Source organism: Hafnia sp. (assembly GCF_036648275.1).
Lineage (GTDB): Bacteria > Pseudomonadota > Gammaproteobacteria > Enterobacterales > Enterobacteriaceae > Hafnia > Hafnia alvei.
In genome coordinates, this window is record NZ_JAVXIQ010000021.1 from 40,322 (window position 1) to 64,695 (window position 24,374).

Genomic DNA, 24,374 nt, shown 5'->3' on the forward strand with positions numbered 1-24,374 from the left:
AAGAAAATTATGAGCCAACTTACCCATATTAATGCGGCCGGTGAAGCCCACATGGTCGATGTTTCTGCCAAAGCAGAAACCGTGCGTGAAGCACGCGCTGAAGCTTATGTTGAAATGAAACCCGAAACGCTGGCAATGATTGTTGAAGGCAAACACCATAAGGGTGATGTCTTCGCTACCGCGCGTATTGCAGGTATTCAGGCGGCAAAACGCACGTGGGAGCTGATCCCGCTTTGTCATCCGCTGTTGCTGACCAAAGTTGAAGTCCAGCTTTCCGCTGAAGTCGATTCCAGCCGTGTGCGTATTGAGTCTTGCTGTCGTTTAACCGGCAAAACCGGCGTGGAGATGGAAGCATTGACCGCGGCTTCAGTTGCTGCGTTAACCATCTACGACATGTGCAAAGCGGTACAAAAAGATATGGTTATCGGCCCAGTTCGCCTACTCGCGAAAAGCGGCGGGAAATCAGGTGATTTTAAGGCGGATGCATCATGATTAAAGTTCTGTTTTTCGCTCAGGTGCGTGAGCTGATTGAAACCGATGAGCTTCAATGTGAACTCTATCCGACGGTTGAAGCGCTGCGCGCTGCGCTGGCCGAGCGTGGCGACAAATGGGCTCTGGCGTTGGAGACGGGCAAATTGCTTGCTGCTGTAAACCAAACGCTGGTGGAGTTCACGCATCCTCTGCAAGTGGGTGATGAAGTGGCCTTCTTCCCACCCGTTACTGGGGGTTAATGATGGAAAATACCCGTATTCGCGTAGGTCTCGACAATTTTAGCGTCGGTGACGAATACCAATGGCTATCGCAGTGCGAAGACGATGGCGCGGTGGTGACTTTCACCGGCAAGGTACGCAACCATAATCTTGGCGATAACGTCAGCGCATTGACCTTAGAGCACTACCCTGGGATGACGGAAAAAGCGTTAAATGAAATTGTGGCAGAAGCCCGTTCGCGCTGGCCCCTACAGCGTATTTCGCTGATCCACCGCATTGGCGCCATGTATCCCGGCGATGAAATTGTTTTCGTTGGAGTGACCAGCGCGCATCGCAGCATGGCCTTCGATGCCGCCGAGTTCATTATGGACTACCTCAAAACCCGCGCACCGTTCTGGAAACGAGAAGCCACAGAGCAGGGCGACCGCTGGGTCGATGCCCGCGACAGCGATCATCAAGCGGCAAAACGCTGGTAACCCCTTCTAACCCTTTTTTCTGCCTTCACGCTAACTCATTGATTTTTAATTCCGCCAATGAGCCGCTAGAAAAAAGGGTTAAATTCCCCAAAATGAGCTACCGATCTGATTAATCGCATCTTTCTGCGAATATTCTACAGTTCACTGCCGTGCAGGCAGCTTAGAAATTTAATTACGAGCGGGGTTTCGCCGTAGTCGTGTTCACTGCCGTGCAGGCAGCTTAGAAAACTTTGTGCCGGTGCCGGTAATAGTGGTTGCAGTTCACTGCCGTGCAGGCAGCTTAGAAAGTTGGCTCTTCCGATTGACTTTCCGCTGGCTGGTTCACTGCCGTGCAGGCAGCTTAGAAATGATCGAAAAGGGGGCCGGTGGTGTTGAGGAATGTTCACTGCCGTGCAGGCAGCTTAGAAAAAAATGTATGCGTTCGGGTTGGGGTACGGGTAGTTCACTGCCGTGCAGGCAGCTTAGAAAGGCGACGCGGTCAAGTTAGTGGACGGGACAGAGTTCACTGCCGTGCAGGCAGCTTAGAAAAGAATCACCACAGTACAAAGAGTTAGCAGGAGGTTCACTGCCGTGCAGGCAGCTTAGAAATAGTATGTCATTCATGCCTTTTAAATCTAGGTGTTCACTGCCGTGCAGGCAGCTTAGAAATACCGCAACCCGCTAACTGGTGAAAGCTCTATGTTCACTGCCGTGCAGGCAGCTTAGAAAGTCAAAAAGCCGACGACTCCGGTATTCCACGGGTTCACTGCCGTGCAGGCAGCTTAGAAAAGTGCATTGGTTATGGATGACGAGAACCGTTTGTTCACTGCCGTGCAGGCAGCTTAGAAAGGTGCAGCTGCAATAGCTAACGCTCGTAAAGGGTTCACTGCCGTGCAGGCAGCTTAGAAATAATATGGCTGACGCATTGATGATGTCAATGAGTTCACTGCCGTGCAGGCAGCTTAGAAAAAGATGGTAAGGGCCGAACTTATCAGCAGTACGTTCACTGCCGTGCAGGCAGCTTAGAAAACGTGAATTTTTCTTGAAGTAAGTCACGTTTTGTTCACTGCCGTGCAGGCAGCTTAGAAAGCGTGCAATTTCATTTTTGACTAATTGCTCAAGTTCACTGCCGTACAGGCAGCTTAGAAAGGCGAAAGAGAAGAGTTACTTCTCGCAAGTCCGTTCACTGCCGTGCAGGCAGCTTAGAAATGTGACTTAATCATATTTCGTGTTGTTGATGAGTTCACTGCCGTACAGGCAGCTTAGAAAGCCATACTTCAAAGTAAAGCCTAATGGTTGGGGTTCACTGCCGTGCAGGCAGCTTAGAAAATAAGGCAGTAGAATTCACCAGCCAGCTCTATGTTCACTGCCGTACAGGCAGCTTAGAAATTATAAGTGAGTGAGCTGCCCCACGTCACCCCGTTCACTGCCGTACAGGCAGCTTAGAAATAATATTTTGCGCGTTAACATCAGCGCCAAAGGTTCACTGCCGTGCAGGCAGCTTAGAAAGATAAGAGGCAACCACGCCGAACCTGACCAGAGTCCACTGCCGTGCAGGCAGCTTAGAAAATTTCAAAGACTTTGCGTTCAGCATTATTAAAATCGCATAAACTTTAAGCTTTTAAACACGTTATATTCCAAAATTAAGAATTACTGCATCGTTAATTGTGATTTAAGTTAAATTTCTCTTATGTATTGAGTGATATTTTGACATGTCGCCAAAACGGAAATAACGATGTGAACAACAATGATTTCTCGCCATCCGATCTCAAAACCATTCTGCATTCCAAACGCTCAAATATTTATTACCTCCAATACTGCCGTGTATTAGTTAACGGCGGTCGGGTTGAATATGTGACGGATGAAGGGAGTGAATCTCTGTATTGGAATATTCCCATCGCGAATACCACCGTGGTGATGCTGGGAACCGGAACCTCGGTGACGCAGGCCGCAATGCGAGAATTTGCCCGAGCAGGTGTGTTGGTCGGCTTTTGTGGTGGAGGCGGAACGCCATTGTTTGCGGCGAACGAGGTTGAGGTAGATGTCTCGTGGTTAGCCCCACAAAGCGAATATCGTCCCACCGAGTATCTGCAAAACTGGGTGAGCTTTTGGTTTGATGACGACAAACGTTTAGCCGCTGCGGTGCGTTTTCAGCGTGTGCGAGCCGAGCAAATTCGCCGCCATTGGTTAGGCTCAGCGATGCAGCGTGAGGAGCGGTTCAGGTTAGATGAGTCGCGCTTGCAGGCTTTGCTACAACGCTATGAGCAGAATTTAGAGAAGTGCGCTAATCATACTGATTTGATGGTGCAAGAGGCGGTTATGACGAAGGCTTTGTATAAGCTCGCCTCGGATTCAACCCAATACGGTGAGTTTACCCGTGCCAAACGCGGCGGTGGCACCGATATGGCAAACCGCTTTCTCGATCATGGCAACTATTTGGCCTATGGTCTGGCTGCGGTGGCGGCTTGGGTGACGGGCTTACCGCATGGTCTAGCGGTGCTGCATGGTAAAACGCGGCGCGGCGGCTTAGTTTTCGATATTGCTGATTTAATTAAAGACGCACTGGTTTTGCCTCAGGCCTTTATTGCGGCGATGGCGGGAGATGAAGAACAAGAGTTTCGCCAGCGCTGTTTAACCGGTTTTCAACGTGCAGACGTCTTGGACACGATGATTGAAACGCTACAGGATACCGCCCAACAACTCGCCCAGAGCAAACCATGAATATTTTGCTGATTTCCCAATGCAGCAAAAATGCGCTGGTTACTTCGCGGCGAGTCCTCGATCAGTTTGCCGAGCGCAAAGGTGACTGTACATGGCAAACGGCCATCACGCTGGACGGGCTGAATACGCTACGCCGCTTATTGCGTAAAACGGCAAGAAGAAACACGGCTGTCGCCTGCCACTGGATTAAAAGTGGCGGGCAAACGGAGTTGCTATGGATAGTGGGCAATCTTCGCCGTTTTAACGCGCAAGGAGCCGTGCCGACTAATCGCACTATGCGCGATGTTCTCAAAAGCCAAGATGAAAACCAGTGGCACAGCGCCGAAGCGATTAGCTTATTGGCGGGAATTGCTGGGCTGTTTCATGATTTTGGGAAAGCTAATGCACTGTTCCAGCTTGGGCTAAAGGGAAAGTCTGAGCGAAGTTTTCAGCCCCTTCGTCATGAATGGATTTCGCTCCGCCTGTTTCAGGCTTTTGTCGGAGAGCAAAGTGATAGCGAGTGGCTGCGTTCGCTGGCTCAGGTTTCATCTAAGTATGAAAAGGATGTATTGGACCGCTTAGTTCGCGATCCTATGCCAAATTCACGTAATATATTTAGCTCTTTGCCCCCGCTGGCGCAGACTATTGCTTGGTTAATAGTTTCCCATCATCGGTTACCTGCTTACCCCAATCATTCACCGAATTCAGAGAAAACGTATCAGGCAAAACCACAGTTTCCAAAATGTGAAGAGTGGTTAGAAGCACAGTTTGATTCTTTATGGAATTCAACTAATCAGGATGCGGTTGATTGGCGAACTCAAGACTGGCAGCAGGTATGGTCATTTCCATACGGTACTCCGTTGCAAAGTGAAATCTGGTGTGGCAAAGCACGTAAATTTGCTCAACGTGCGTTGCAGTCTACAACACTCATTCCACATGGGCAGCTAACTAACCGCTTTGCTTTACATTTATCACGGCTGGTTTTGATGCTGGCTGACCACGATTACTCTTCACGTTTGGCGACAGCTGGCTGGCAATCCGCTGACTATCAGGCTTGGGCAAACACCGATTCAAGCACCAAGGCACTCAAACAAAAACTGGATGAGCACAATATTGGCGTTGGGCAAAATGCGCTGTTATTAGGACGAAGCCTTCCTAAACTGCGCCAAACTTTACCGGCGATGACTCGCCATAAAGGATTTAAGCAACGCACGGCGAATGCACGATTTCGTTGGCAGGATGCAGCGTTTGATACTGCCTCCGCGTTGCGGGAACGCTCTGCTCAACAAGGCTTTTTTGGCGTCAATATGGCATCGACCGGCTGCGGTAAGACGTTTGCCAATGCTCGCATTATGTATGCTTTAGCGGATGAAAAAATTGGTTGTCGGTTTTCAGTTGCATTAGGGCTGCGAACGCTGACGCTGCAAACCGGCGACGCTCTACGCGATAAACTTCAGCTACAAAGCGATGATTTAGCCGTGCTGATCGGTTCGTCTTCAGTGCAGCAGCTTCATCAGATGCATCGTGCTGTCCCCATTGATGATGTGAGCAGTCAGTCTGCTGAAAGGTTATTTGCTGAGCATCAGTATGTGCGCTATGACGGCAGTCTAGACGATGGGCGTTTGAGTCACTGGCTAAAGCAAGATAGTAAACTGCATAAGTTAATCAGTGCTCCAGTACTTGTTAGCACTATCGACCATCTCATACCTGCCTGTGAAGGTGTGCGTGGCGGGAAACAGATTGCTCCAATGCTGCGCTTGCTAACATCAGATTTGGTTCTCGACGAGCCAGATGATTTCGATATTGCTGATTTACCTGCGCTATGTCGGTTAGTTAACTGGGCAGGTATGTTGGGAAGTCGAGTACTGCTCTCTTCGGCAACGTTGCCACCGGCGCTGATTCAGGCGCTATTTCGTGCCTATGAAGCAGGGCGGGGAGAGTACCAAAAGTCCTGTGGTATTCCGAATGCTCCGGTGAATATCTGCTGTGCGTGGTTTGATGAAAATACAACCGTTAGTGAAGATATCAGTGATGGACTGCGTTTCAAAAACGTTCATGAGGCTTTTGCTGCCCAGCGGATAAGCAAACTTAAACAAGCTACACCGCTGCGCCATGCTGCATTAATTCCCCTCGAATCACCAACGCGTAAAATAAACGATGTGCTGTTGAGTCTTGTTGGTGCGTTGCAATCTTCCATGATGCAGCTGCATTGCGATCATCATCAAGTGCATGAAAGCGGAAAAACGGTTTCGGTTGGATTGATCCGAATGGCGAATATCGATCCTTTGGTGGCTACCGCGCAGCGGCTGTTTTCATTGAAATCGCAACACGATTATCGTATTCATTATTGCGTCTATCACAGCCAGCATCCGCTGGCGATGCGCTCCCATATTGAACAACGCTTAGACGCGATGTTGACCCGTCATCAGCCCGAATCTTTATGGGAGGTTGCAGAAGTACGCGCCGCTATCGAAAAATATCCCGAATCCCATCACCTGTTTGTGGTGTTAGGTACATCAGTGACAGAAGTAGGACGAGATTGGGATCTTGATTGGGCCATTGCGGAACCCAGCTCAATGCGTTCACTTATTCAGCTTGCTGGGCGAATTCAACGTCACCGCCAAATTCCACCCAAAACACCAAACCTGCATATTCTGAGAAAAAATATCAAAGCACTGCGGCAGAACGGCAGCGATTTAGCGGCTTACTGCCGCCCCGGTTTTGAAGTGAAAGCAACAGTGACAGCTTTTGGCGATAAAACGAAAGACTACCTTTTGGCGAGTCATGATTTGCGTGAATTACTTACGGAAGAACAGTATCTGCATATCGATGCCAGCGCGCGGATTCTGGAACGCGCTGAGGCTCAAGTTCGTTCACCGTTTAGCAATCTAGTGGATCTTGAGCATCGGCGTTTAACCGTTGAATTAATGGGCGCGCACAGTTGCGCAGCACAATGGTGGCGAAGCCATGTGGACTGGTGTGGTGAATCCCAGCGACAAATGCCGTTTCGCAAAACGGGTAAGCAGCTGGAATGTGTACTGCTGCTCGATGACGATGATTTGCTGCGTTTTTACAACCGTGATACCGGCAGCGCTGGCTGGAAAGAGAGCGGCGAATTTGACTATCTCGCTTTGGAGATAGCCGACGGCGTCAGCGCATGGATCCAAGCCTCTTATTCTGAAGTCTATAACCATCTGGCAGGTGAATTTGGGATGGAAATTGAGGAAGTTGGCCAAAAGTTTGGTGAGATAGGTCTAAGCATTTACAGCGAAGAGCCCGAAGCGTGGCGATTTAATCCGGTGCTCGGGGTGTTTCGGAAGTTTGAGTGAGCAAATTTTAAAAATCTTGACTCAATGGGAGGCATTAAGTTGGACGGACTCAATAAATTGATAGCAGAGTATATAGATAAAAAAGGCAATCTTGATAAGCAAAACTCTCTTACAGAGTTAGAGAAAATGTGTTTTTATCGGACTTGGCTTACAAAGAAATCGAATGAATCGTTTAATGCTAAACAATTCATGAAAATAACTCATGCGGCAAAATATACGCACGGTGACAGTAAAAGTAGTAGTGTTTTTTTAGCGCCCACAAAATTTGTGAAACACGAATATTATCTTAGCACTTCCTCTATATCTTGCCCTGAGGCTGATTTTGACGGTGGAGCTAATTTTATGGGGATAGCTGGGCTACTTAAACTTGAAGTTGGTGGAGTTTCGCTGTCATCGGCCATTGAACGGGGCGATTATTCATCTTTGCAATATTTTGCTGAAAATGACAGCAACTGACTGAATGGGTTAGTGGTTTTAAGCGTATATTTGATTTAAGGCAACCATCTAGCCACCAATTAGCCAAACAAATCTATTTCCCGATAGGCAACGATCAATACCATCTTATCAGCCCGCTATTTCCCTCATCTCTTGCACATGTGCTACACGAGCGGATTGTTGCTGCACGGTTTAGCGATGAAACCAAAGCAGCAAATCAGGCGCGTAAAGAAGGCCTATGGCATGAGGTGCCGCTCGTGTATTACCCAAATACGGCGGTAATGAATATCGGTGGCACTAAACCGCAAAATATTTCCTATCTCAACAGCGTGCGCGGTGGCCGTGTTTGGCTGCTTCCCTGTTCTCCACCGCAGTTCAAGCATATTGAAAAGCGGCCTATACATCTCAAAAACATCTTTCAGCGCCATGGCTCATTTCATTTTTTAATGCAGAACAACTCGTATCAGCTAAAGCAATATCTGCTTGGCGTGCAGGATGTCGCCAACACTGTTGATATTCGCAATCGTCGTAAAGAGCTAGTGGATGACATTATCGTGCAGCTTTTTGCGGTGGTAGAAGGTATTCAGCGTGAAGAGTGGCAGGGCTGGACAGCGCACGAAGAGTGCGAGTTAAAACGTGCTCAACAGTTATGGCTTGATCCGTATCGGTGCCGTGACGATGAAGAATTTAAATTTGAGCGCGAAGGCGGTGACTGGAAAAAAGAGGTCGCCGATGATTTTGCTCTATGGCTAAACCTGCAGCTGCGCACCGAGGCCTTAAATATGGGCATAACCGAGCGTATTGAATGGCGCACTGAACCATTATTCAAAAAGTACATTCGTGAGTTTGAATGGTCGCTGGCGGAGAAACTGTAATGAGCTATTTAATCGTTTTGAGCCGGGTGCGAGTGGAGAATGCTAACTGTGTGGCGGGGCTTACCTATGGTTTTCCTGCCATTACCCATTTTCTTGGCTATACCCACGCGCTTTCACGCCGCTTGCAGATAACTCATGGCCTCAGCCTTGATGGCTGCGCGGTGATTTCTCACCACTTTCAGCATCATATGCATTCATTTGGTTGGGATAATCAGTTTGCGTTGACGCGCAATCCGTTGACTAAAGAAGCCAAAACCGCTGCTTTCAACGAAGAGGGCCGTATGCATATGACGGTTTCTTTGTTGATTGAATGCCACGGTTCTATTCCCAACGGCGACGAAGGTTTGCAGGCATTGTCGCAGCATTTGCAAACGCAGTGTCAAACGTTGCGCTTAGCGGGAGGGCTCATTACCAAAATCGACAAAGTGGACGTGATGGCCTATCCGTTGAGTGCCAATGTGCTGCGGCGTTTAATTTGTCAGCACTTGCCAAGTTTCGCTTTACAGGATCGTTCTACGCTGCTGAGCGAGCATTTGGCTGATTTACGTACTTCTCAGCCTGAGGCTCAGATGCTTGATGCGTGGTTAGATTTTGCTGCGTTAAAAAGAGCCGCAGTGAAAGAGCCTGAGAGCGGCAAAGTCGACTGGCGTTATTTGATGAAACCCGCCAAGGGTTATTTGGTGCCGTTTTTAACGGGTTATCAGCGTATTTCTCCGCTGTATGAGCCGGGTGAGGTGAATAACACCCGCGACGCTGAAACTCCCTTCTGTTTTGCCGAGGCGGTGTATGGCGTTGGGGAGTGGCGAGGGTTACATCATTTTCATGATCTATCCGCTTTACTGTGGCGCTACCGCGTTACTGAGCAAGGTTATTATTGCTGCGGTTCACAAACGGCGACGTTGATTCAGCCAGATGAATCCGCAGATGAAATCGAAGAAATCATTTACTAATTATGGACGATAAGGAAATTTGTAATGGCGATTAAAACAGCATCCGTACTGGCTTTTGAACGTAAATTAGCAAACTCCGACGCATTAATGTTTGCCGGCAAATGGAGTGACGTTAGTAACGTAGCCACAACATGGCAACCACTCCAAATCCAAGAAAAAGCGGTACGCGGCACTATCTCAAACCGACTAAAGAATGCAATTGCCAGCGATCCAGCAAAGCTCGATGCCGAAATCCAAAAGGCTAACCTACAGCGCGTTGACGTTGCCGCTTTGCCAATGGATGCGGACACGCTGAAAGTGACGTTTACTCTGCGCGTGCTGGGCAACCTGTCTACACCGTCGGTGTGCAACGATCAGGAATATCAGGCCGCTTTGCAGGAGGTGATTGAGGGCTACATTGCCGAGCACGGGTTTGCTGAGCTGGCCGCACGCTATGCCGAGAATCTGGCGAATGGTCGCTTCCTATGGCGCAATCGTATTGGTGCGGAAGCGATTGAAGTGCATGTTTCATCTGGCGAACAGCGTTGGAAATTCGATGCGCAGAATTATAGCCTGCGCGAGTTTAGCCAGCCGAAAGGCGACTTGAAGGCGCTGGCACAGGTGATTGAAGCCGGGCTGCGCGGAGAAAGTTTTGCACTGCTCACCGTGAATGCTTTTGTGCATTTAGGGGCAGGGCAGGAAATTTTCCCATCACAAGAGTTGGTTCTCGATAGCAATAGCAAAAAAAGTAAGGTGTTATATCAAGTCAGTGACGTTGCAGCGATGCATTCGCAAAAAGTGGGTAATGCGCTTCGTACTATCGATACTTGGCATCCGAAGGTTGAATCTCTAGGCGCAATTGCCGTGGAACCTTATGGCTCAGTAACTAGTCGCGGCGTCGCTTGTCGCCAGCCAAAAGAGAAAATGGATTTTTACACGCTGCTTGATAAGTGGGTAACAAAAGGTGAAAAGCCTGCGACGGAGCAACAACATTACGTGATGGCGGTTCTGATCCGCGGCGGTGTATTTGGCGAAAAAGGTGAATAAGGGGCTGATATGAATTTTTATCAGGATATCCGCGTGTTGGAAGACCCTGAGTTTAAAGAATCCATGCTGATGGCTGCGCTGTTTGCCAAACTGCATCGAGTCCTCGGCGCTTACGGTGAAGGTGATATCGGCGTCAGCTTTCCGCGAGCGGAGAAAATCCTTGGAGATACCATCCGGTTGCACGGTTCACAGCAGGCACTATCGGCGATAGCAGCTACGCCATGGCTGAAAGGGCTGCGAGATTATACCCAGTGTAGCGAAATTTTAGCGGTGCCAGAAAAAGTGGCCTATCGAACGGTTAGCCGTGTGCAGGTAAAAAGCAGCGCGGAGAGGCTACGGCGCAGATCGGTGAAAAAAGGCTGGCTCACCGAAGAACAGGCTCGCCTGCAAATTCTCGATGCCAATGAACAAAAAACCTCGTTACCTTTTATCGTGCTAAAAAGTTTGTCCACAGGGCAAATGTTTCATCTGTTTATTCGTCAGGGCGAACTGCAAATACAGCCAACAGCGGGTAAATTTAGCAGCTATGGATTAAGCGCAACGGCAACAGTGCCGTGGTTTTAGTTTGTCATCTGTGTTGATATCCCCGCGCTCATCAACGGCGGGGATATGTTTCATCTAACAGTCGTTCAAATCCAGCGAACCCTTTTTCTGTAGGTACGTATAAGTTATTGATTTTTAATATCCGTAACTAATGCACAGAAAAAAGGGTTAAATTCCCAAAAATGAATGAGTAGCTTGATTGGAAAAGGTTTTTAGCTAATTCTCAACAGTTCACTGCCGTACAGGCAGCTTAGAAACAAATGAACGCGAATTTTTAATAAGTCAATTTGTTCACTGCCGTACAGGCAGCTTAGAAAATCAAGCGATCGAAGGTTCGCCGGCGCACGCCGTTCACTGCCGTACAGGCAGCTTAGAAATACTCCATCCGCGCTGGCCGAGCGCTGTGTTGGTTCACTGCCGTACAGGCAGCTTAGAAAATTAATGAAGTTGCCGAATTAATGGGATTGCGGTTCACTGCCGTACAGGCAGCTTAGAAAATCAAGCGATCGAAGGTTCGCCGGCGCACGCCGTTCACCGCCGTACAGGCAGCTTAGAAAGTGGATAGCGCAATGAGCGTGCTGCAAACAGTGTTCACTGCCGTACAGGCAGCTTAGAAATTGAATATCTGAAAGATACGAACGCAACTCAAGTTCACTGCCGTACAGGCAGCTTAGAAAACTTCAATGACTTCATTAATTTTAATGGCTGAGTTCACTGCCGTACAGGCAGCTTAGAAAGTGTTGCGGCACACGCTGTGCCAGTTCGCGATGTTCACTGCCGTGCAGGTAGCCAAAATTATCTTCTGTCCCATTTTCACTATACTTATTTCAGCACTGCACCATTGTTGCAGTATTTGAGGTAACTTTCGTAGAGGTAAGGGGCTAATTTGATTTGGTTTGAGCAAGGTCTTTATTTGCGGATTGAAGAGTTGGAGAATGGGCCACGGCCTTTGCCGCTGCGTAGCGGGTTTAGTCGTGAAATAGCCTATCGAGCGTTAGGCGTGTTTAATCCCTCTGAATCATCGGATGCTTACTACATATTATCTAACGATCGGGATGAAATATGGTTTATCTGCAATCGACACTTACGAACGGTTGCGCTTTTACCTGATACCACCGACTTTAGGCGTCCGATTACCGATTGATTATGGACGTGGTTGTCATTTTATCTGTTTTAATTTGGATATAACTTTTTGTTAAGGATTTTAACGATACAAAAACTGCTCATTGGCACCTTGTACCCGAGTTATTTTCCAACCGTCCTGCCAGACTAGCCAGAGAATGAGATGTTGCTGGATATCGTTAGCCGCGCCTAATGTTACCTCGACGGTCGTCCCTCCGATTGCTGGCGTTGGGGCTGAAACAGCGATATAAGTTGGCCATGAGCTGCCAATATCTTGTGACTGGGTAAAATAGTCCGCATCCAGTGTATCTGGCTCCGGCTCTTTGGCTATTTTTTGTAATTGGTCAAAAGTTTGTTTTTCCAGATAAGGCTGTAACGATACTGAACTATCAAACGTGTTCGGGGTATTAAGGTAAAAGTGATAAAAATTAGCGACTTGTTCCGCAGGGCTTTTGTGCGAGGATGTACATCCCGCTATTATTGTTATTGTCAGTAGCAATAGAATTTTTATCATCAGCGGTTATTCCTCTATATCCATCATCCTTCAAGCTGTTTGACGTCTGAAACCCATAGATCATCTCTCGATTTACGGCATTAATTCTAATATCCACATGAAAAATAACAACTATCTAAAACTAATAGTGTTTTTAGAAATAATAAAATGCAGTGATGGTTCAGATTTATTCTTTTGCGATGTGACATTGCGTCATCTCCCTAGACGCCATCCTATTCCCGACGTATAAATATTCTCAGGCGTATAACGAATTAACCAACGTGTGAGGAGTTATTTGATGACAGCATTAGCCGTGGTTTTTCATAGTGGATACGGACACACCGCCAAAGCCGCTGAGGCGGTAGCCGCGGGCGCGCAGCAGATCGACGGTGTGAGTGTTGAGGTTTTGGCTATCGACAGCGAAGGCAATTTGCCGGAAGGGGGATGGCATCTGTTAGCGCAGGCCGACGGAATTATTTTTGGTAGCCCGACCTACATGGGCGGGCCGTCTTGGCAGTTTAAGAAGTTTGCTGATGCCTCTTCCAAGCCTTGGTTTAGCCAAGAGTGGAAAGATAAAGTTTTTGCTGGGTTCACTAACTCGGCCAGCATGAACGGCGACAAACTCGGTACGCTCGATTATATGTTCCATCTGTCGCAGCAGCATGGTGGCGTGTGGGTAGGGATGGGAATGTTGCCGTCCAATACCAAAGCGGCAAACCGCAATGATGTGAACTATATTGCCGGCTTTTCGGGGCTAATGACGGTATCGCCTTCTGATGCTTCGCCGGATGAAGCGCCGCTGCCGGGCGATTTGGAAACTGCACGCAAGTTTGGTGAGCGGGTGGCAAATATCACTAAGCGCTGGTCAGGCGTTTAACGTATTTACCCGTCATACTTCAAGCTGTTTATGCGTTGGCTGCGTTCAAGTAACTCGGATTATTTTGGGTATAAATTGCCGCCGTGATTCAATGCATGGCGGGCTAAACCCGCCACATAAGTAAATATTACTTAAATCTGAAATATATCTGCACACTCAGCCCGCAGCAAAAAGACGGTTCTGTGGTAGGCTTAATAGGAGAACTGTCTGGTTGTTTTATCAATACAGATAATATTGTCATTCCTAGCTTAAGGTGATCTTCATGGATCGATATCCTCGTGATAATGGCTCGATCGTAGAGCGCGCAAATTCGGGCCTACAGGCATATATGGCGCAAGTGTATGGCTGGATGACCTGCGGGTTATTGCTTACGTCCATCGTGGCGTGGTACGCAGCGCATACGCCAGCCGTGCTGAATTTTATTTTCTCCAGCAAAATTACCTTTTTCGGTTTAATCATTGTGCAGTTGGGTCTGGTATTTGTGCTGTCGGGTATGGTGCAGAAACTGAGCGCCGCCGCCGCAACATCGCTGTTTATGCTCTATTCGGCACTTACCGGATTAACGCTGGCGAGTATTTTTATCGTTTATACCTATTCGTCTATCGCGAGCACTTTCGTGGTAACGGCCGGTATGTTCGGGGCAATGAGCCTTTACGGTTACACCACCAAGCGTGATTTGAGCGGCATTGGCTCGATGATGTTCATGGGGCTGATCGGTATCATTCTGGCGTCGTTGGTGAATATCTGGCTGAAAAGCCCAGCGCTAACGTGGGTGATTACCTATGCGGGCGTGATTATCTTTGTTGGTTTGACAGCGTATGATACTCAGAAGCTGAAAGCTATGGGTGAGCAGCTGAATCCTGAAGATAAAGATAACTTCCGCAAATACTCGATTCTGGGCGCGTTAACCCTGTATCTGGACTTCATTAACCTGTTCTTGATGCTGTTGCGTATTTTCGGCAACCGCCGCTAATCGCTGATTTGCCCGACTGATTATTCAGTTATAAAAAGCCCCCTGAGCCTTTATCCGCTCAGGGGGCTTTTTCATATCAATTGACCTCAGTCGAAACGATGTTCGCCGCGTGCTAATGCCGCACGATCAAACTCCCGCATAATTTTCCCATCCTCCATCAGTGCCGCACGTTGAGACATATGGGCAATCACGTCAGCGTCGTGGCTGACGAGTAGATAGGTCATGGCGTGCCGTTGCTTTAGCTCGTTAAGCAGGTTAAGGATTTCTGCCTGAACCGACATATCGAGCGCAGAAGTGGGCTCATCCAGCAGTAAGATTTTAGGCCGCAGCAACAGGGCGCGAGCAATGGCGACGCGTTGGCGTTGCCCACCTGAAATTTGGTGAGGAAAACGCTGTGCTGCATCGGCGGGAAGCCCCACCTGTTGCAGTGCTTCAGCCACTCGCTGTTCTACGTTAGGTTCGCGATGAATTTGCAGCGGTTCTGCCAAAGAGCGATACAGACGGTGCTGAGGATGCAGCGAGGCATAGGGATCTTGAAATACCATCTGCACATTGCGGCGAATCTCACCGTTGAGTCGTTTTTGTGGGCGTAGGGGAGAGCCTAATAAATCAATCTGCCCCTGCCATTCACGCTGCAAACCGGCGATGACGCGCAAAATAGTCGATTTCCCACAGCCTGATGCGCCGATCAGACTAAAGGTTTCCCCTTCATTGACCTGAAAATGCGCCGACTGCACCACGTGTTTGCGCTGTCGTCCGTCAGAAAAACTGACGTGTAAATTTTGAATATTAATCAGCGACACGAGGTTCTCCCCCAAAAGCGCGTGAGCGATCCAGAACCGGTAGCAGGGAACCGTAGGTTTGGGCATTCGGCCGGCAGGTCCAGAGCGTTCGGGTGTATGGATGTGTGGCCTGTGGTAGCTCAGTTGCCCTCAGTTCATCAACGCTCTGCCCTTGATACATCACCATCACGCGGTCGCAGTGCTCGGCCACCAACGGCAGATCGTGGCTAATCAGCAATAGCCCCATCTGGCGTTGTTCACACTGTTCCACCAAAAGAGAAAGAATTTGATGGCGCAGCCGAGCATCCAGCGCAGAGGTGGGTTCATCAGCGATCAGCACCTTTGGATTATTGATCAGCGCAATGGCGATCATGGCGCGCTGCCCCAGCCCGCCAGATAGCTCACCCGGATAGCGTTTTAGGCTATGAGCAGGAAGCCCGACCGATTCGGCGGTGTGCAACACCCGCTCATGACGTTGACGGCGCGATAGATGCTGGTGCAGCGTAAGCGCCTCTTCAATTTGGTGGTAAATCGTATGTACGGGATTGAGCGCGTAACGAGGGTCTTGCAGCACCATGGCGATGCTGTTGCCGCGTAGCGCAGACCATTGTTTGGGTTTCAGCGCCAGTAAATTTTGCTGTTCAAATCGTAGCGTGGTGGCACTGACTTTGCCCGGCTGACGAATTAGCCCCATCAGCGCGCGAGCGGTCATTGATTTGCCAGAGCCGGATTCTCCGACTAAGGCTAAACGTTCATGGCCTAAGGAAAAATTTAGCTGGTTGACGACGCACGCCTGACCAAAATGAACCGATAAATCCACGGCTTCAATTAGCGAATGGTTCTGTGAAATATCAGTCATGATCGGACTCCAAAATATCACGCAGGCCATCGCCCAGCAGATTGAACGCTAAGCTGCTGAGCAGAATAGCAGCGCCGGGAATGGCGGCAATCCACCACTGATCGAAGATTACCTGCATGCCGTCGGCGATCATCGCGCCCCATTCAGCCATTGGCGGGCGAGCGCCTAATCCTAAGAAGCCCAAGCCGGCGGCCGCAAGAATAATACCCGCCAAATCCAGCGCCAAACGCACGATGGCGGAAGGCAAACAGAGGGGCAAAATATGTCCCCACATCAGCCTAAAACCGCGAATGCCCAGCATTTCTGCGGCGCTGAGATAATCGCTGTTCCTGAGTTTTTGAATTTCAGTTCGAGCCTGACGGGCATAGGCGGGCCACGTGGTGAGCGCCAGCGCCAGTGCGCCATTGATGAGCCCAGGGCCAAGCATGGCGACAAAGGCAAAGGCTAAAATTAAGCGCGGCATCGACATCACAACATCGGTAAATCGCATCAGCACGCGCTCAGTCCAACCGCCGTAATAGCCCGATAAAATGCCGATCAGCAAGCCGAGCGGGAGGGTGATTGCGGTTACTAACAGCACCATTCCTAACATCGGGCGGGTGCCATACAGCAGCCGTGCCAACATATCTCGCCCATAGGCATCGGTGCCGAGCCAATGTCCCGGTTCAGGCGGCAGCAACCGCGCCGCTGCGTTTTGCCAATTGGGATCTTGCCCAGCTAACCACGGAGCAAAAATGGCGCAGAGCATCAGCAGGAGGATAATAATTAATCCACAGCTGGCCGCCGGTGAGCGGAGAATTTTGCGTAATAGATTCATCAGTGCACCCTCGGATCGGTAAGACGTACCAACAGATCCGTCAGGTTATTAATCAACACAAAGCACACGCCAATGACCAACGTGCCGCCCATCACCGCCGTGGTGTCACCGGCAAAGAGCGCGGTAGTGAGGTAGCGCCCAATGCCCGGCCATGAAAATACGGTTTCAGTCAGAACCGCGCCTTCCAGCATGCCGGTATAGGCCAGCGCAATCACGGTGAATAACGTCCCGCGAATATTGGGCAACACGTGGCGTATCAGAATGGTGGTTTCGCTTGCTCCTTTGGCACGAGCCAGCGTGACGTACTCTTTTTTCATTTCGCCCAGACACGCCGAGCGAGTAAGGCGAGTGATACTGGCCATGGAAAAGTAGGCCAATAGCAAAACCGGTAGTGTCAGATGATTAATGGCGTTGAGAAACGCGCCGCTGTCGCCGGAGAGCAGGGTATCGATGAGCACAAAACCTGTTTTGGCTTCAACGCTGTATTGATAAATATCGTCCAGCCTTCCCGGCCCCGCGCTCCACTGCAAACGTGCATAGAACAGCAACAGCATCAGTAGACCAAGCCAGAAGATAGGCACCGAATTACCGAGCAGGGTGAGAGTGCGGATGGTCAGATCCCACGCGGTTCCCGCATAACGCGCGCACAGTACGCCCAGCAGAACGCCGAGTGTGGCGCCGATAATGAGCGCTAACGTGGCTAACTCCAGCGTGGCAGGAAATACCGTGAGTAAATCTTGTAGCACCGGTTGGCCGGTTGCGCTGGCGGTGCCCAGATCGCCGTGCCCAAGCTGAATCAGATAGTGCCAGAACTGCACCGGCAGCGGCTGATCTAGCCCTAATTGGTGACGAACCTGATTGTAGGTGGAGACGCTGGCATGATCGCCAACGATTTGTAATACGCGATCGACGGGAGAGAGCGCGGAAAGCAGAAACGTAATCAGCAGCAGCCCGAAAAGCGTTAATGCGAGCGTAAGCAGGCCCTGCAACAGGGTCTGTAAATGACGCCGGAAATTATTTTCCGGCGTGAAGTCAGCAGCCATAGTTTCTCCGCTTGCTGTAGATAAAAAGCGGACGAATTACTTGGTTACGCGATCGTAATAAACCATATCGGCGTTCAAACCTTGCTGATAGCCTTTCACGTTGTCGCGCAGCACAACCTGAGTTTTGGCCTGATCGATAAACACGTACGGCGAGCTTCGCTGTAGCTCTTGCTGCATTTTGGTATACATATCCAAACGTTTGGCGCTATCGGCCTCGGCAACGGCGGCGAGCGTTTGCTGGCTCAGCTCAGGGATTTTCCAGCCGTTTAGCCATGCGACGGTGCTGCCTTTGTTATCGTTGTAGGCAAAGGCGCTGGCGTTGGAATGCGCATCGAAATAGTCCGGCAGCCACATGCGGATCGCGGCCTGATGCTGACGCGCACGCACGCGAGCATAAACCTGGCTTCCTGCCGCAGGCAGAAGATCCACTTTCACGCCGCCTTGCGCGAAGCTGGCTTGAATGGATTGAGCTACGGTGATAAACGGTGCTTTGTTTTCGACATCCAGCGTGAAGGCGGCATTTTTGATCCCCGCTTTCTCGAGAATGGCTTTCGCTTTAGCAGGATCGAAGCTAAATGGATTGTTCTCCAGCGCGCCGTTAAAGCCAACCGGCAGGAAACTCTGATGCACAAAATATTGGCCCTTGAGTAAGTCCTGCGTGATGCCTTTGTAATCGACCAGATAGCGCGCCGCTTCCCACAGCGCAGGGTTTGCCAGCAGTGGATTCGCGGTATTGCCGGTGTTAAATGCTAAATAATTTTGCTCTGCAGAAGGAATGCTCATCACGTTAATACCGGCTTGATTCTGCAACGCTGAGGTTTGGTCTGCGCCGAGTCCACGGGCAATATCAGCATCACCCTGCTGGATTAGCAAACGACGGGAGGCCGGATCGGGCACGTTCTTAATGATGATATTGGCGATTTTAGGCGCGTCGTTTGACAGCGGATTGGCATCCAAAACGATGGCCTGATGCGGCTGATAGACGCGCATTTTGAACGGCCCACTTCCCGCTGAGTGCATTTTGAGCCACTCATTACCAAAATCGTCTTTTTTGATATTAGGCGTAACGGTTTTTTCATCAACGATGGAAGCAATCGGCGTCGAGAGAATGTTAAGCGCTACGTCGGGGCTTACGTTGGCGGTCCACGTGAGCTGTAGCGTATGGTCGTCAATTTTCTTCAAATGGCTGGCGACGTTATCCGCTTCCCAGCCTAATACGTTCAGAATGAAGGCCGGCGATTTATTGAGGGTCACGGCGCGGGTGTACGAGAAGATAACGTCTTCAGGGCGCACAGGGTTGCCGGAAGAGAATTTGGTATCGGGGCGCAGCTTAACGGTGAGCGTTTTATTGGCGGCGTCGCCCTGCCAGCTTTCGGCTAACACGGCATCAATCTTGGCTGGGTTGTCGCGATTGGCTTGGATCAGGCGCTGGTAAAGGCTCGGCACCGTTTGAATACTGGAAAGTTCGTTGCTCTCCGCCGGATCGAGGCTGGCAATATCATCCAGCGTTTGTACTACGACCAGCGTTTTCGGTGGTGTCGCCGCCCATGCGTTGGCGCTTAATGTTCCGGCGGAAAGTGAGGCCAAAATCAGCATAGGTAATAGTTTGGCTTTCATTGTTATTGTGTTTTGCATCGTTGAACAGCTCCGTGATAAGACTCGATTCGTATTACTTGGGAATATAAATAGCTGGCACCACACTAAAAAAGCGCAGCTAAGCATGCAAAGTCCGATAAGGAGTTTGCTAGAACCAAATAATCTATGAACAGTCGCTGATTATTTATAAATCGGCTGCCAGCACACGTCTGAGCCAAGCCGAGTCCTTATCACATAAAAAGCTGGCTACATCATACAATTGATTGTGCGCGGTTTGAAATAAACATGCAGAAATGTGGGAGCAAAGACAGGTTCTTGCGAGAATTATCAGTGTGATAGGGAAGGCGTTGCAGGTAAAAATCGCGGTGGAGGCGATTAAAGCTCCACCTCGATGTCTCCGTCTGGATGGCAACAACAAGGCAAAATTTCACCTTCGTTGATGAAAGCCAGCGGCTGTTGACGATACACCACGCGGCCCTTGGTCATTTTGCAGCGGCAGGAGCCACAATAGCCTGAGCGGCATTGATACTCGACCTGAATATTATGATGCTCAAGGGCTTCAAGCAGAGAGGCTTTGCCGTGCGTGAACGCAAGCTTAGCGCCAGAAAGGGCGAGTGTGATGGTGGGCGTAAGTGGCTCAGCGCTAGCCATTTCAGCTTCGATGCTAGCGGCGTCATCTGCCGCCAGCGTCGAGTCTTGGTAGGGTGAAAAGCTCAAGGGATTACAGCTCGAAGTCGCTCAGGTCATCAGCGTTGACTTCGGAGTCAATCTGACCAACCAGATAAGAGCTCACTTCCACTTCCTGCGGTGCCACTTGAACGTTATCAGATACCAACCAAGCATTGATCCAAGGAATTGGGTTAGAGCGCGTTTGGAACGGCAGCCCCAAGCCAACGGCCTGCATGCGGATATTGGTGATGTATTCAACGTACTGGCACAGGATATCTTTGTTCAAGCCAATCATGGAGCCATCGCGGAACAGATATTCTGCCCACTCTTTTTCCTGCTGCGCAGCCAGAACAAACAGGTCATAGCACTGCTGCTCGCACTCTACGGCGATTTCGGCCATTTCAGGATCGTCCTGACCTGAACGCATCAGATTCAGAATGTGCTGGGTGCCGGTCAGATGTAGGGCTTCATCGCGGGCAATCAGTTTGATGATTTTAGCGTTACCTTCCATCAGTTCGCGCTCGGCAAAAGCGAAAGAGCAGGCGAAGCTGACGTAGAAGCGAATCGCTTCCAGCGCGTTGACGCTCATCAGGCACAGATAAAGCTGCTTCTTGAGGTCACGCAGGTTGACGTTGACGGTCTTGCCGTTGACGGTATGAGTGCCTTCGCCCAGCAGATGCCAGTAGCCGGTCATCTCAATTAAATCATCGTAGTAGCCGGAAATATCTTTCGCACGCTTGAGGATTTCTTCGTTGGTGACGATATCGTCAAACACCACCGCCGGATCGTTAACGATATTACGGATAATATGCGTGTAAGAGCGTGAGTGAATAGTTTCGGAGAACGACCAAGTTTCGACCCAGGTTTCAAGTTCAGGGATAGAAATCAGCGGCAACAGCGCGACGTTCGGACTGCGTCCCTGAATGGAATCCAACAGAGTTTGATATTTCAGGTTACTGATAAAAATGTGTTTTTCATGTTCCGGCAGCGCTTGATAGTCGATACGGTCGCGAGACACGTCAACTTCTTCAGGACGCCAGAAGAAAGAGAGCTGTTTTTCGATCAGTTTTTCAAAAATTTCATGCTTTTGCTGGTCATAACGCGCCACGTTAACCGGCTGACCGAAGAACATGGGTTCGAGTAACTGATCGTTTTTGTTTTGAGAGAATGTGGTATATGCCATAAAACTATAATCCTACCGTTTAGGATAAAACCGCCGATGGATATCGGCGGTTTCGTGCTGGTCTTGGTTAAATCTTGCAAGCACCGCTTTCGCAACCGTCGTCTTCGGCAACGGCCTGCAAATCGTCTTGCACATCTTCTGCGCCATCACGGGTGTTTTGATAATACAGGGTCTTAGCCCCAAATTTGTACGCCGTCAGCAAGTCTTTTAACAGCTGCTTCATCGGAACCTTCCCTGATGGGAAGCGAGACGGATCGTAGTTGGTATTGGCGGAAATCGACTGATCGATAAATTTCTGCATCAGACCGACTAACTGCAAATAGCCATCGTTGTTTGGCATTTCCCACAGCAGCTCATAAGCGTTTTTCAGGCGCTCATACTCTGGCACCACTTGGCGCAGGATACCGTCTTTCGACGCTTTAATGCTGATATGGCCACGCGGTGGCTCAATGCCGTTGGTCGCGTTAGAAATCTGCGAAGAGGTTTCAGACGGCATCAGTGCAGACAGCGTGGAGTTACGCAGGCCGTGCTGTTTGATCTCGCGACGCAGCGTTTCCCAATCGTAGTGCAGCGGCTCGTTGCAAATCGTATCCAGATCTTTCTTATAGGTGTCGATTGGCAGCACGCCCTGTGCGTAGGTTGTTTCGTTGAACCACGGGCACGCGCCTTGCTCTTTCGCCAGTTCGTTAGAGGCTTTCAGCAGGTAATACTGAATGGCTTCAAACGTTTTGTGGGTCAAATTGTTCGCGCTGCCGTCGGAGTAACGTACGCCGTTCTTCGCCAGGTAATAGGCATAGTTGATCACGCCGATTCCTAGAGTACGACGTCCCATTGCACCGCGTTTAGCCGCCAGAATTGGATAGTCCTGATAGTCTAACAGGGCATCAAGGGCACGAACGGCTAACACCGCCAGCTCTTCTAAATCGTCCAGCGATTCGATAACGCCAAGGTTAAACGCTGACAGCGTACACAGCGCAATTTCGCCGTTTTCGTCGTTCACGTCGCTCAACGGTTTCGTTGGCAGCGCGATTTCCAGACACAGGTTAGACTGACGCACCGGTGCAATAGCCGGATCAAACGGGCTATGGGTGTTGCAATGGTCAACGTGCTGGATGTAGATACGACCCGTTGAAGCGCGCTCTTGCATCATCAGCGAGAACAGTTCCACCGCTTTAACTTTTTGCTTACGAATGCTGTCGTCAGCTTCGTACTGCATGTACAGACGTTCGAATTCGTCCTGATCGGCAAAGAAAGCATCGTACAGGCCTGGAACGTCTGACGGGCTGAACAGCGTAATGTCGCCGCCTTTGATCAAGCGCTGGTACATCAGGCGGTTTAGCTGCACGCCATAATCCATGTGGCGAACGCGGTTACCTTCAACGCCACGGTTGTTTTTCAGTACCAGCAGGCTTTCAACTTCCAAATGCCACAACGGATAGAACAACGTTGCAGCCCCACCGCGCACGCCGCCCTGAGAGCAGGACTTGACCGCGGTCTGGAAGTGTTTGTAGAACGGAATACAGCCGGTATGGAAAGCTTCACCGCCGCGAATTGGGCTACCTAACGCACGGATACGACCGGCGTTGATGCCGATACCGGCACGCTGGGAGACATATTTCACGATAGCGCTGGACGTGGCATTGATAGAGTCCAAGCTGTCGCCGCACTCGATCAGCACACAGGAGCTGAACTGGCGGGTAGGGGTGCGCACGCCTGCCATGATTGGCGTAGGCAGTGAAATTTTGAACGTTGATACCGCGTCATAGAAGCGTTTTACATAGCTCAGACGGGTTTCACGCGGATAATTAGAGAACAGGCACGCGGCGACTAGAATATACAAGAACTGGGCGCTCTCGTAGATTTCACCGGATACGCGGTTTTGAACCAGATATTTCCCTTCCAGCTGCTTAACTGCGGCGTAAGAGAAATTCATGTCGCGCCAATGGTCGATAAATTCGTCCATCTGGGCAAACTCTTCTGCGGTGTAATCTTCCAGCAGATGTTTGTCATATTTGCCCATTTCAACCAGTTTAACCACGTGGTCGTACAATTTAGGCGGTTCAAACTGGCCGTAGGCTTTTTTACGCAGATGGAAAATAGCCAGACGTGCAGCCAGATATTGATAGTCTGGAGCGTTACGGGAGATCAGGTCTGCGGCGGCCTTGATGATGGTTTCGTGAATATCCGCGGTGCGGATTCCATCATAAAACTGGATGTGAGAACGCAATTCCACCTGAGAAACTGAGACATTATTCAAGCCTTCAGCCGCCCAATCGAGCACGCGGTGGATTTTATCAAGATTGATACGTTCTTTGCTTCCGTCACGCTTAGTGACCAGCAGACTTTGATTCATAGGGCTATTTACCTGTCCGTGTGCGATCTCATGTTCAAGCCGTCATCGTGTCTATAAAAACCATGCGCGTTAAATCAATGCAAAATCATTGTTGCATTAATTTGACGCGTAGTGTCGATTTCGTGTTGTGAACACAAGATATGGTGTATTAATCAAGGAGTGATAACAAGATAGTGTTCTTAGCTTCCTTTTGCAAGTGAACAAAACGCCGCATAATTGTGGATAACTTGGGGGTGAAATGTTAAGTCTGGCGCTCACGTACCGTCATTACTGGCGGCAGCGGTTGAGAGGCGAGGGGGATAAGATTCCACTTAAAAATAAAATAAATTGATCGACTGCTGGTTTCTTATTCGGAGTGGAAAAGTCAAATATTGATCGTGGAATTGTGAGGTGAATGTTTGTTCGTTTTTCGATTATGGGCTTGTGTAATATTTTAGAATGGGGAGGGTTTGTATGGTCAGTCGTAGTATATGTTACTACTGCGACGGTTTCGTCCGCCAATAAGCAAATACGTTTCTATGCAACTACAGGCGTAGGCGTCCGATGAGAGTCCCGTTGCGCGGGGACTCTCAACTCGCGCGCTT

20 protein-coding genes, 1 pseudogene and 2 CRISPR repeat arrays are annotated in these 24,374 nt (G+C 49.7%); of the genes and pseudogenes, 12 read left to right on the top strand and 9 right to left on the bottom strand.

Annotated features, from left to right (window positions below):
- Positions 1-9 precede the first annotated feature (9 nt).
- From moaC to RSC70_RS16250, 10 genes and pseudogenes are all read left to right on the top strand, one after another.
- Positions 10-492, top strand: coding sequence for a cyclic pyranopterin monophosphate synthase MoaC (moaC, locus tag RSC70_RS16205; protein WP_040044672.1), 483 nt, complete (start codon positions 10-12; stop codon positions 490-492).
- Positions 489-731, top strand: coding sequence for a molybdopterin synthase sulfur carrier subunit (moaD, locus tag RSC70_RS16210; protein ID WP_025798000.1), 243 nt, complete (start codon positions 489-491; stop codon positions 729-731). The genes moaC and moaD overlap by 4 nt, the downstream gene beginning before the upstream one ends.
- Before the next feature lie 2 nt (positions 732-733).
- Complete coding sequence (moaE, locus tag RSC70_RS16215) at positions 734-1,186, top strand: molybdopterin synthase catalytic subunit MoaE (RefSeq protein WP_046459305.1); 453 nt, start codon at positions 734-736, stop codon at positions 1,184-1,186.
- Between the two features lie 139 nt (positions 1,187-1,325).
- Positions 1,326-2,734: direct repeats of the CRISPR family, unit length 28 nt; unit sequence GTTCACTGCCGTGCAGGCAGCTTAGAAA.
- Between the two features lie 168 nt (positions 2,735-2,902).
- A complete protein-coding gene (gene cas1f / locus RSC70_RS16220; RefSeq protein ID WP_332542995.1) occupies positions 2,903-3,886 on the top strand; it encodes a type I-F CRISPR-associated endonuclease Cas1f in 984 nt (327 codons plus the stop codon).
- Positions 3,883-7,194 carry a type I-F CRISPR-associated helicase Cas3f gene (gene cas3f, locus RSC70_RS16225; RefSeq protein ID WP_332542996.1) on the top strand — a complete coding sequence of 1,104 codons (3,312 nt, stop codon included), beginning with the start codon at positions 3,883-3,885 and terminating at the stop codon, positions 7,192-7,194. Before cas1f ends, cas3f begins: the two co-directional genes overlap by 4 nt.
- Before the next feature lie 189 nt (positions 7,195-7,383).
- Positions 7,384-8,504, top strand: a pseudogene (gene csy1, locus RSC70_RS16230) (type I-F CRISPR-associated protein Csy1).
- A complete protein-coding gene (gene csy2, locus RSC70_RS16235; RefSeq protein ID WP_332542997.1) occupies positions 8,504-9,454 on the top strand; it encodes a type I-F CRISPR-associated protein Csy2 in 951 nt (316 codons plus the stop codon). The pseudogene csy1 and the gene csy2 overlap by 1 nt, the downstream one beginning before the upstream one ends.
- A 24-nt stretch (positions 9,455-9,478) precedes the next feature.
- Positions 9,479-10,480 carry a type I-F CRISPR-associated protein Csy3 gene (gene csy3, locus RSC70_RS16240; RefSeq protein WP_332542998.1) on the top strand — a complete coding sequence of 334 codons (1,002 nt, stop codon included), beginning with the start codon at positions 9,479-9,481 and terminating at the stop codon, positions 10,478-10,480.
- A gap of 9 nt (positions 10,481-10,489) precedes the next feature.
- A complete protein-coding gene (gene cas6f, locus RSC70_RS16245) occupies positions 10,490-11,044 on the top strand; it encodes a type I-F CRISPR-associated endoribonuclease Cas6/Csy4 (protein WP_332542999.1) in 555 nt (184 codons plus the stop codon).
- A gap of 208 nt (positions 11,045-11,252) precedes the next feature.
- Positions 11,253-11,760: a CRISPR direct-repeat array (repeat unit 28 nt; unit sequence GTTCACTGCCGTACAGGCAGCTTAGAAA).
- Positions 11,761-11,909: 149 nt separating this feature from the next.
- Entirely contained in the window at positions 11,910-12,167 is a 258-nt protein-coding gene (locus tag RSC70_RS16250; RefSeq protein ID WP_071892208.1) for a hypothetical protein, read from the top strand.
- A 60-nt stretch (positions 12,168-12,227) separates the two neighbouring features.
- Here RSC70_RS16250 and RSC70_RS16255 read toward each other — a convergent pair whose 3' ends face one another.
- Positions 12,228-12,659 (bottom strand): DUF3828 domain-containing protein, encoded by a 432-nt coding sequence (locus tag RSC70_RS16255; protein ID WP_282807294.1) that lies wholly within the window; start codon positions 12,657-12,659, stop codon positions 12,228-12,230.
- A gap of 277 nt (positions 12,660-12,936) precedes the next feature.
- Here RSC70_RS16255 and RSC70_RS16260 point away from each other — a divergent pair, with 277 nt between their 5' ends.
- Together RSC70_RS16260 and RSC70_RS16265 are read left to right on the top strand one after the other, a co-directional pair.
- Positions 12,937-13,515, top strand: a complete 579-nt coding sequence (locus RSC70_RS16260) for a flavodoxin family protein (protein ID WP_282814041.1) — start codon at positions 12,937-12,939, stop codon at positions 13,513-13,515.
- A 262-nt stretch (positions 13,516-13,777) separates the two neighbouring features.
- Positions 13,778-14,488, top strand: a complete 711-nt coding sequence (locus tag RSC70_RS16265; protein ID WP_025798019.1) for a Bax inhibitor-1/YccA family protein — start codon at positions 13,778-13,780, stop codon at positions 14,486-14,488.
- A gap of 86 nt (positions 14,489-14,574) precedes the next feature.
- Here the strand turns inward: RSC70_RS16265 and RSC70_RS16270 are convergent, their stop codons facing one another.
- From RSC70_RS16270 to nrdA, 8 genes are all read right to left on the bottom strand, one after another.
- Positions 14,575-15,291, bottom strand: a complete 717-nt coding sequence (locus RSC70_RS16270) for an ABC transporter ATP-binding protein (RefSeq protein ID WP_332543000.1) — start codon at positions 15,289-15,291, stop codon at positions 14,575-14,577.
- Positions 15,278-16,129, bottom strand: a complete 852-nt coding sequence (locus tag RSC70_RS16275; protein ID WP_332543001.1) for an ABC transporter ATP-binding protein — start codon at positions 16,127-16,129, stop codon at positions 15,278-15,280. Before RSC70_RS16275 ends, RSC70_RS16270 begins: the two co-directional genes overlap by 14 nt.
- Entirely contained in the window at positions 16,122-16,946 is an 825-nt protein-coding gene (locus tag RSC70_RS16280) for an ABC transporter permease (RefSeq protein ID WP_130998979.1), read from the bottom strand. Before RSC70_RS16280 ends, RSC70_RS16275 begins: the two co-directional genes overlap by 8 nt.
- Positions 16,946-17,989: an ABC transporter permease gene (locus RSC70_RS16285; RefSeq protein ID WP_063586810.1), complete on the bottom strand. Its 1,044-nt coding sequence runs from the start codon at positions 17,987-17,989 to the stop codon at positions 16,946-16,948. The genes RSC70_RS16280 and RSC70_RS16285 overlap by 1 nt, the downstream gene beginning before the upstream one ends.
- Positions 17,990-18,025: 36 nt before the next feature.
- The gene (locus tag RSC70_RS16290; protein WP_332543004.1) at positions 18,026-19,606 is read right to left on the bottom strand and encodes an ABC transporter substrate-binding protein; all 1,581 of its coding nucleotides are present in this window, start codon (positions 19,604-19,606) and stop codon (positions 18,026-18,028) included.
- Positions 19,607-19,960: 354 nt separating this feature from the next.
- A complete protein-coding gene (yfaE, locus tag RSC70_RS16295) occupies positions 19,961-20,236 on the bottom strand; it encodes a class I ribonucleotide reductase maintenance protein YfaE (protein WP_040044710.1) in 276 nt (91 codons plus the stop codon).
- A gap of 70 nt (positions 20,237-20,306) precedes the next feature.
- Complete coding sequence (gene nrdB / locus RSC70_RS16300; protein ID WP_063586812.1) at positions 20,307-21,437, bottom strand: class Ia ribonucleoside-diphosphate reductase subunit beta; 1,131 nt, start codon at positions 21,435-21,437, stop codon at positions 20,307-20,309.
- A 67-nt stretch (positions 21,438-21,504) separates the two neighbouring features.
- Entirely contained in the window at positions 21,505-23,790 is a 2,286-nt protein-coding gene (gene nrdA, locus RSC70_RS16305) for a class 1a ribonucleoside-diphosphate reductase subunit alpha (protein ID WP_332543002.1), read from the bottom strand.
- Between the last annotated feature and the right edge of the window lie 584 nt (positions 23,791-24,374).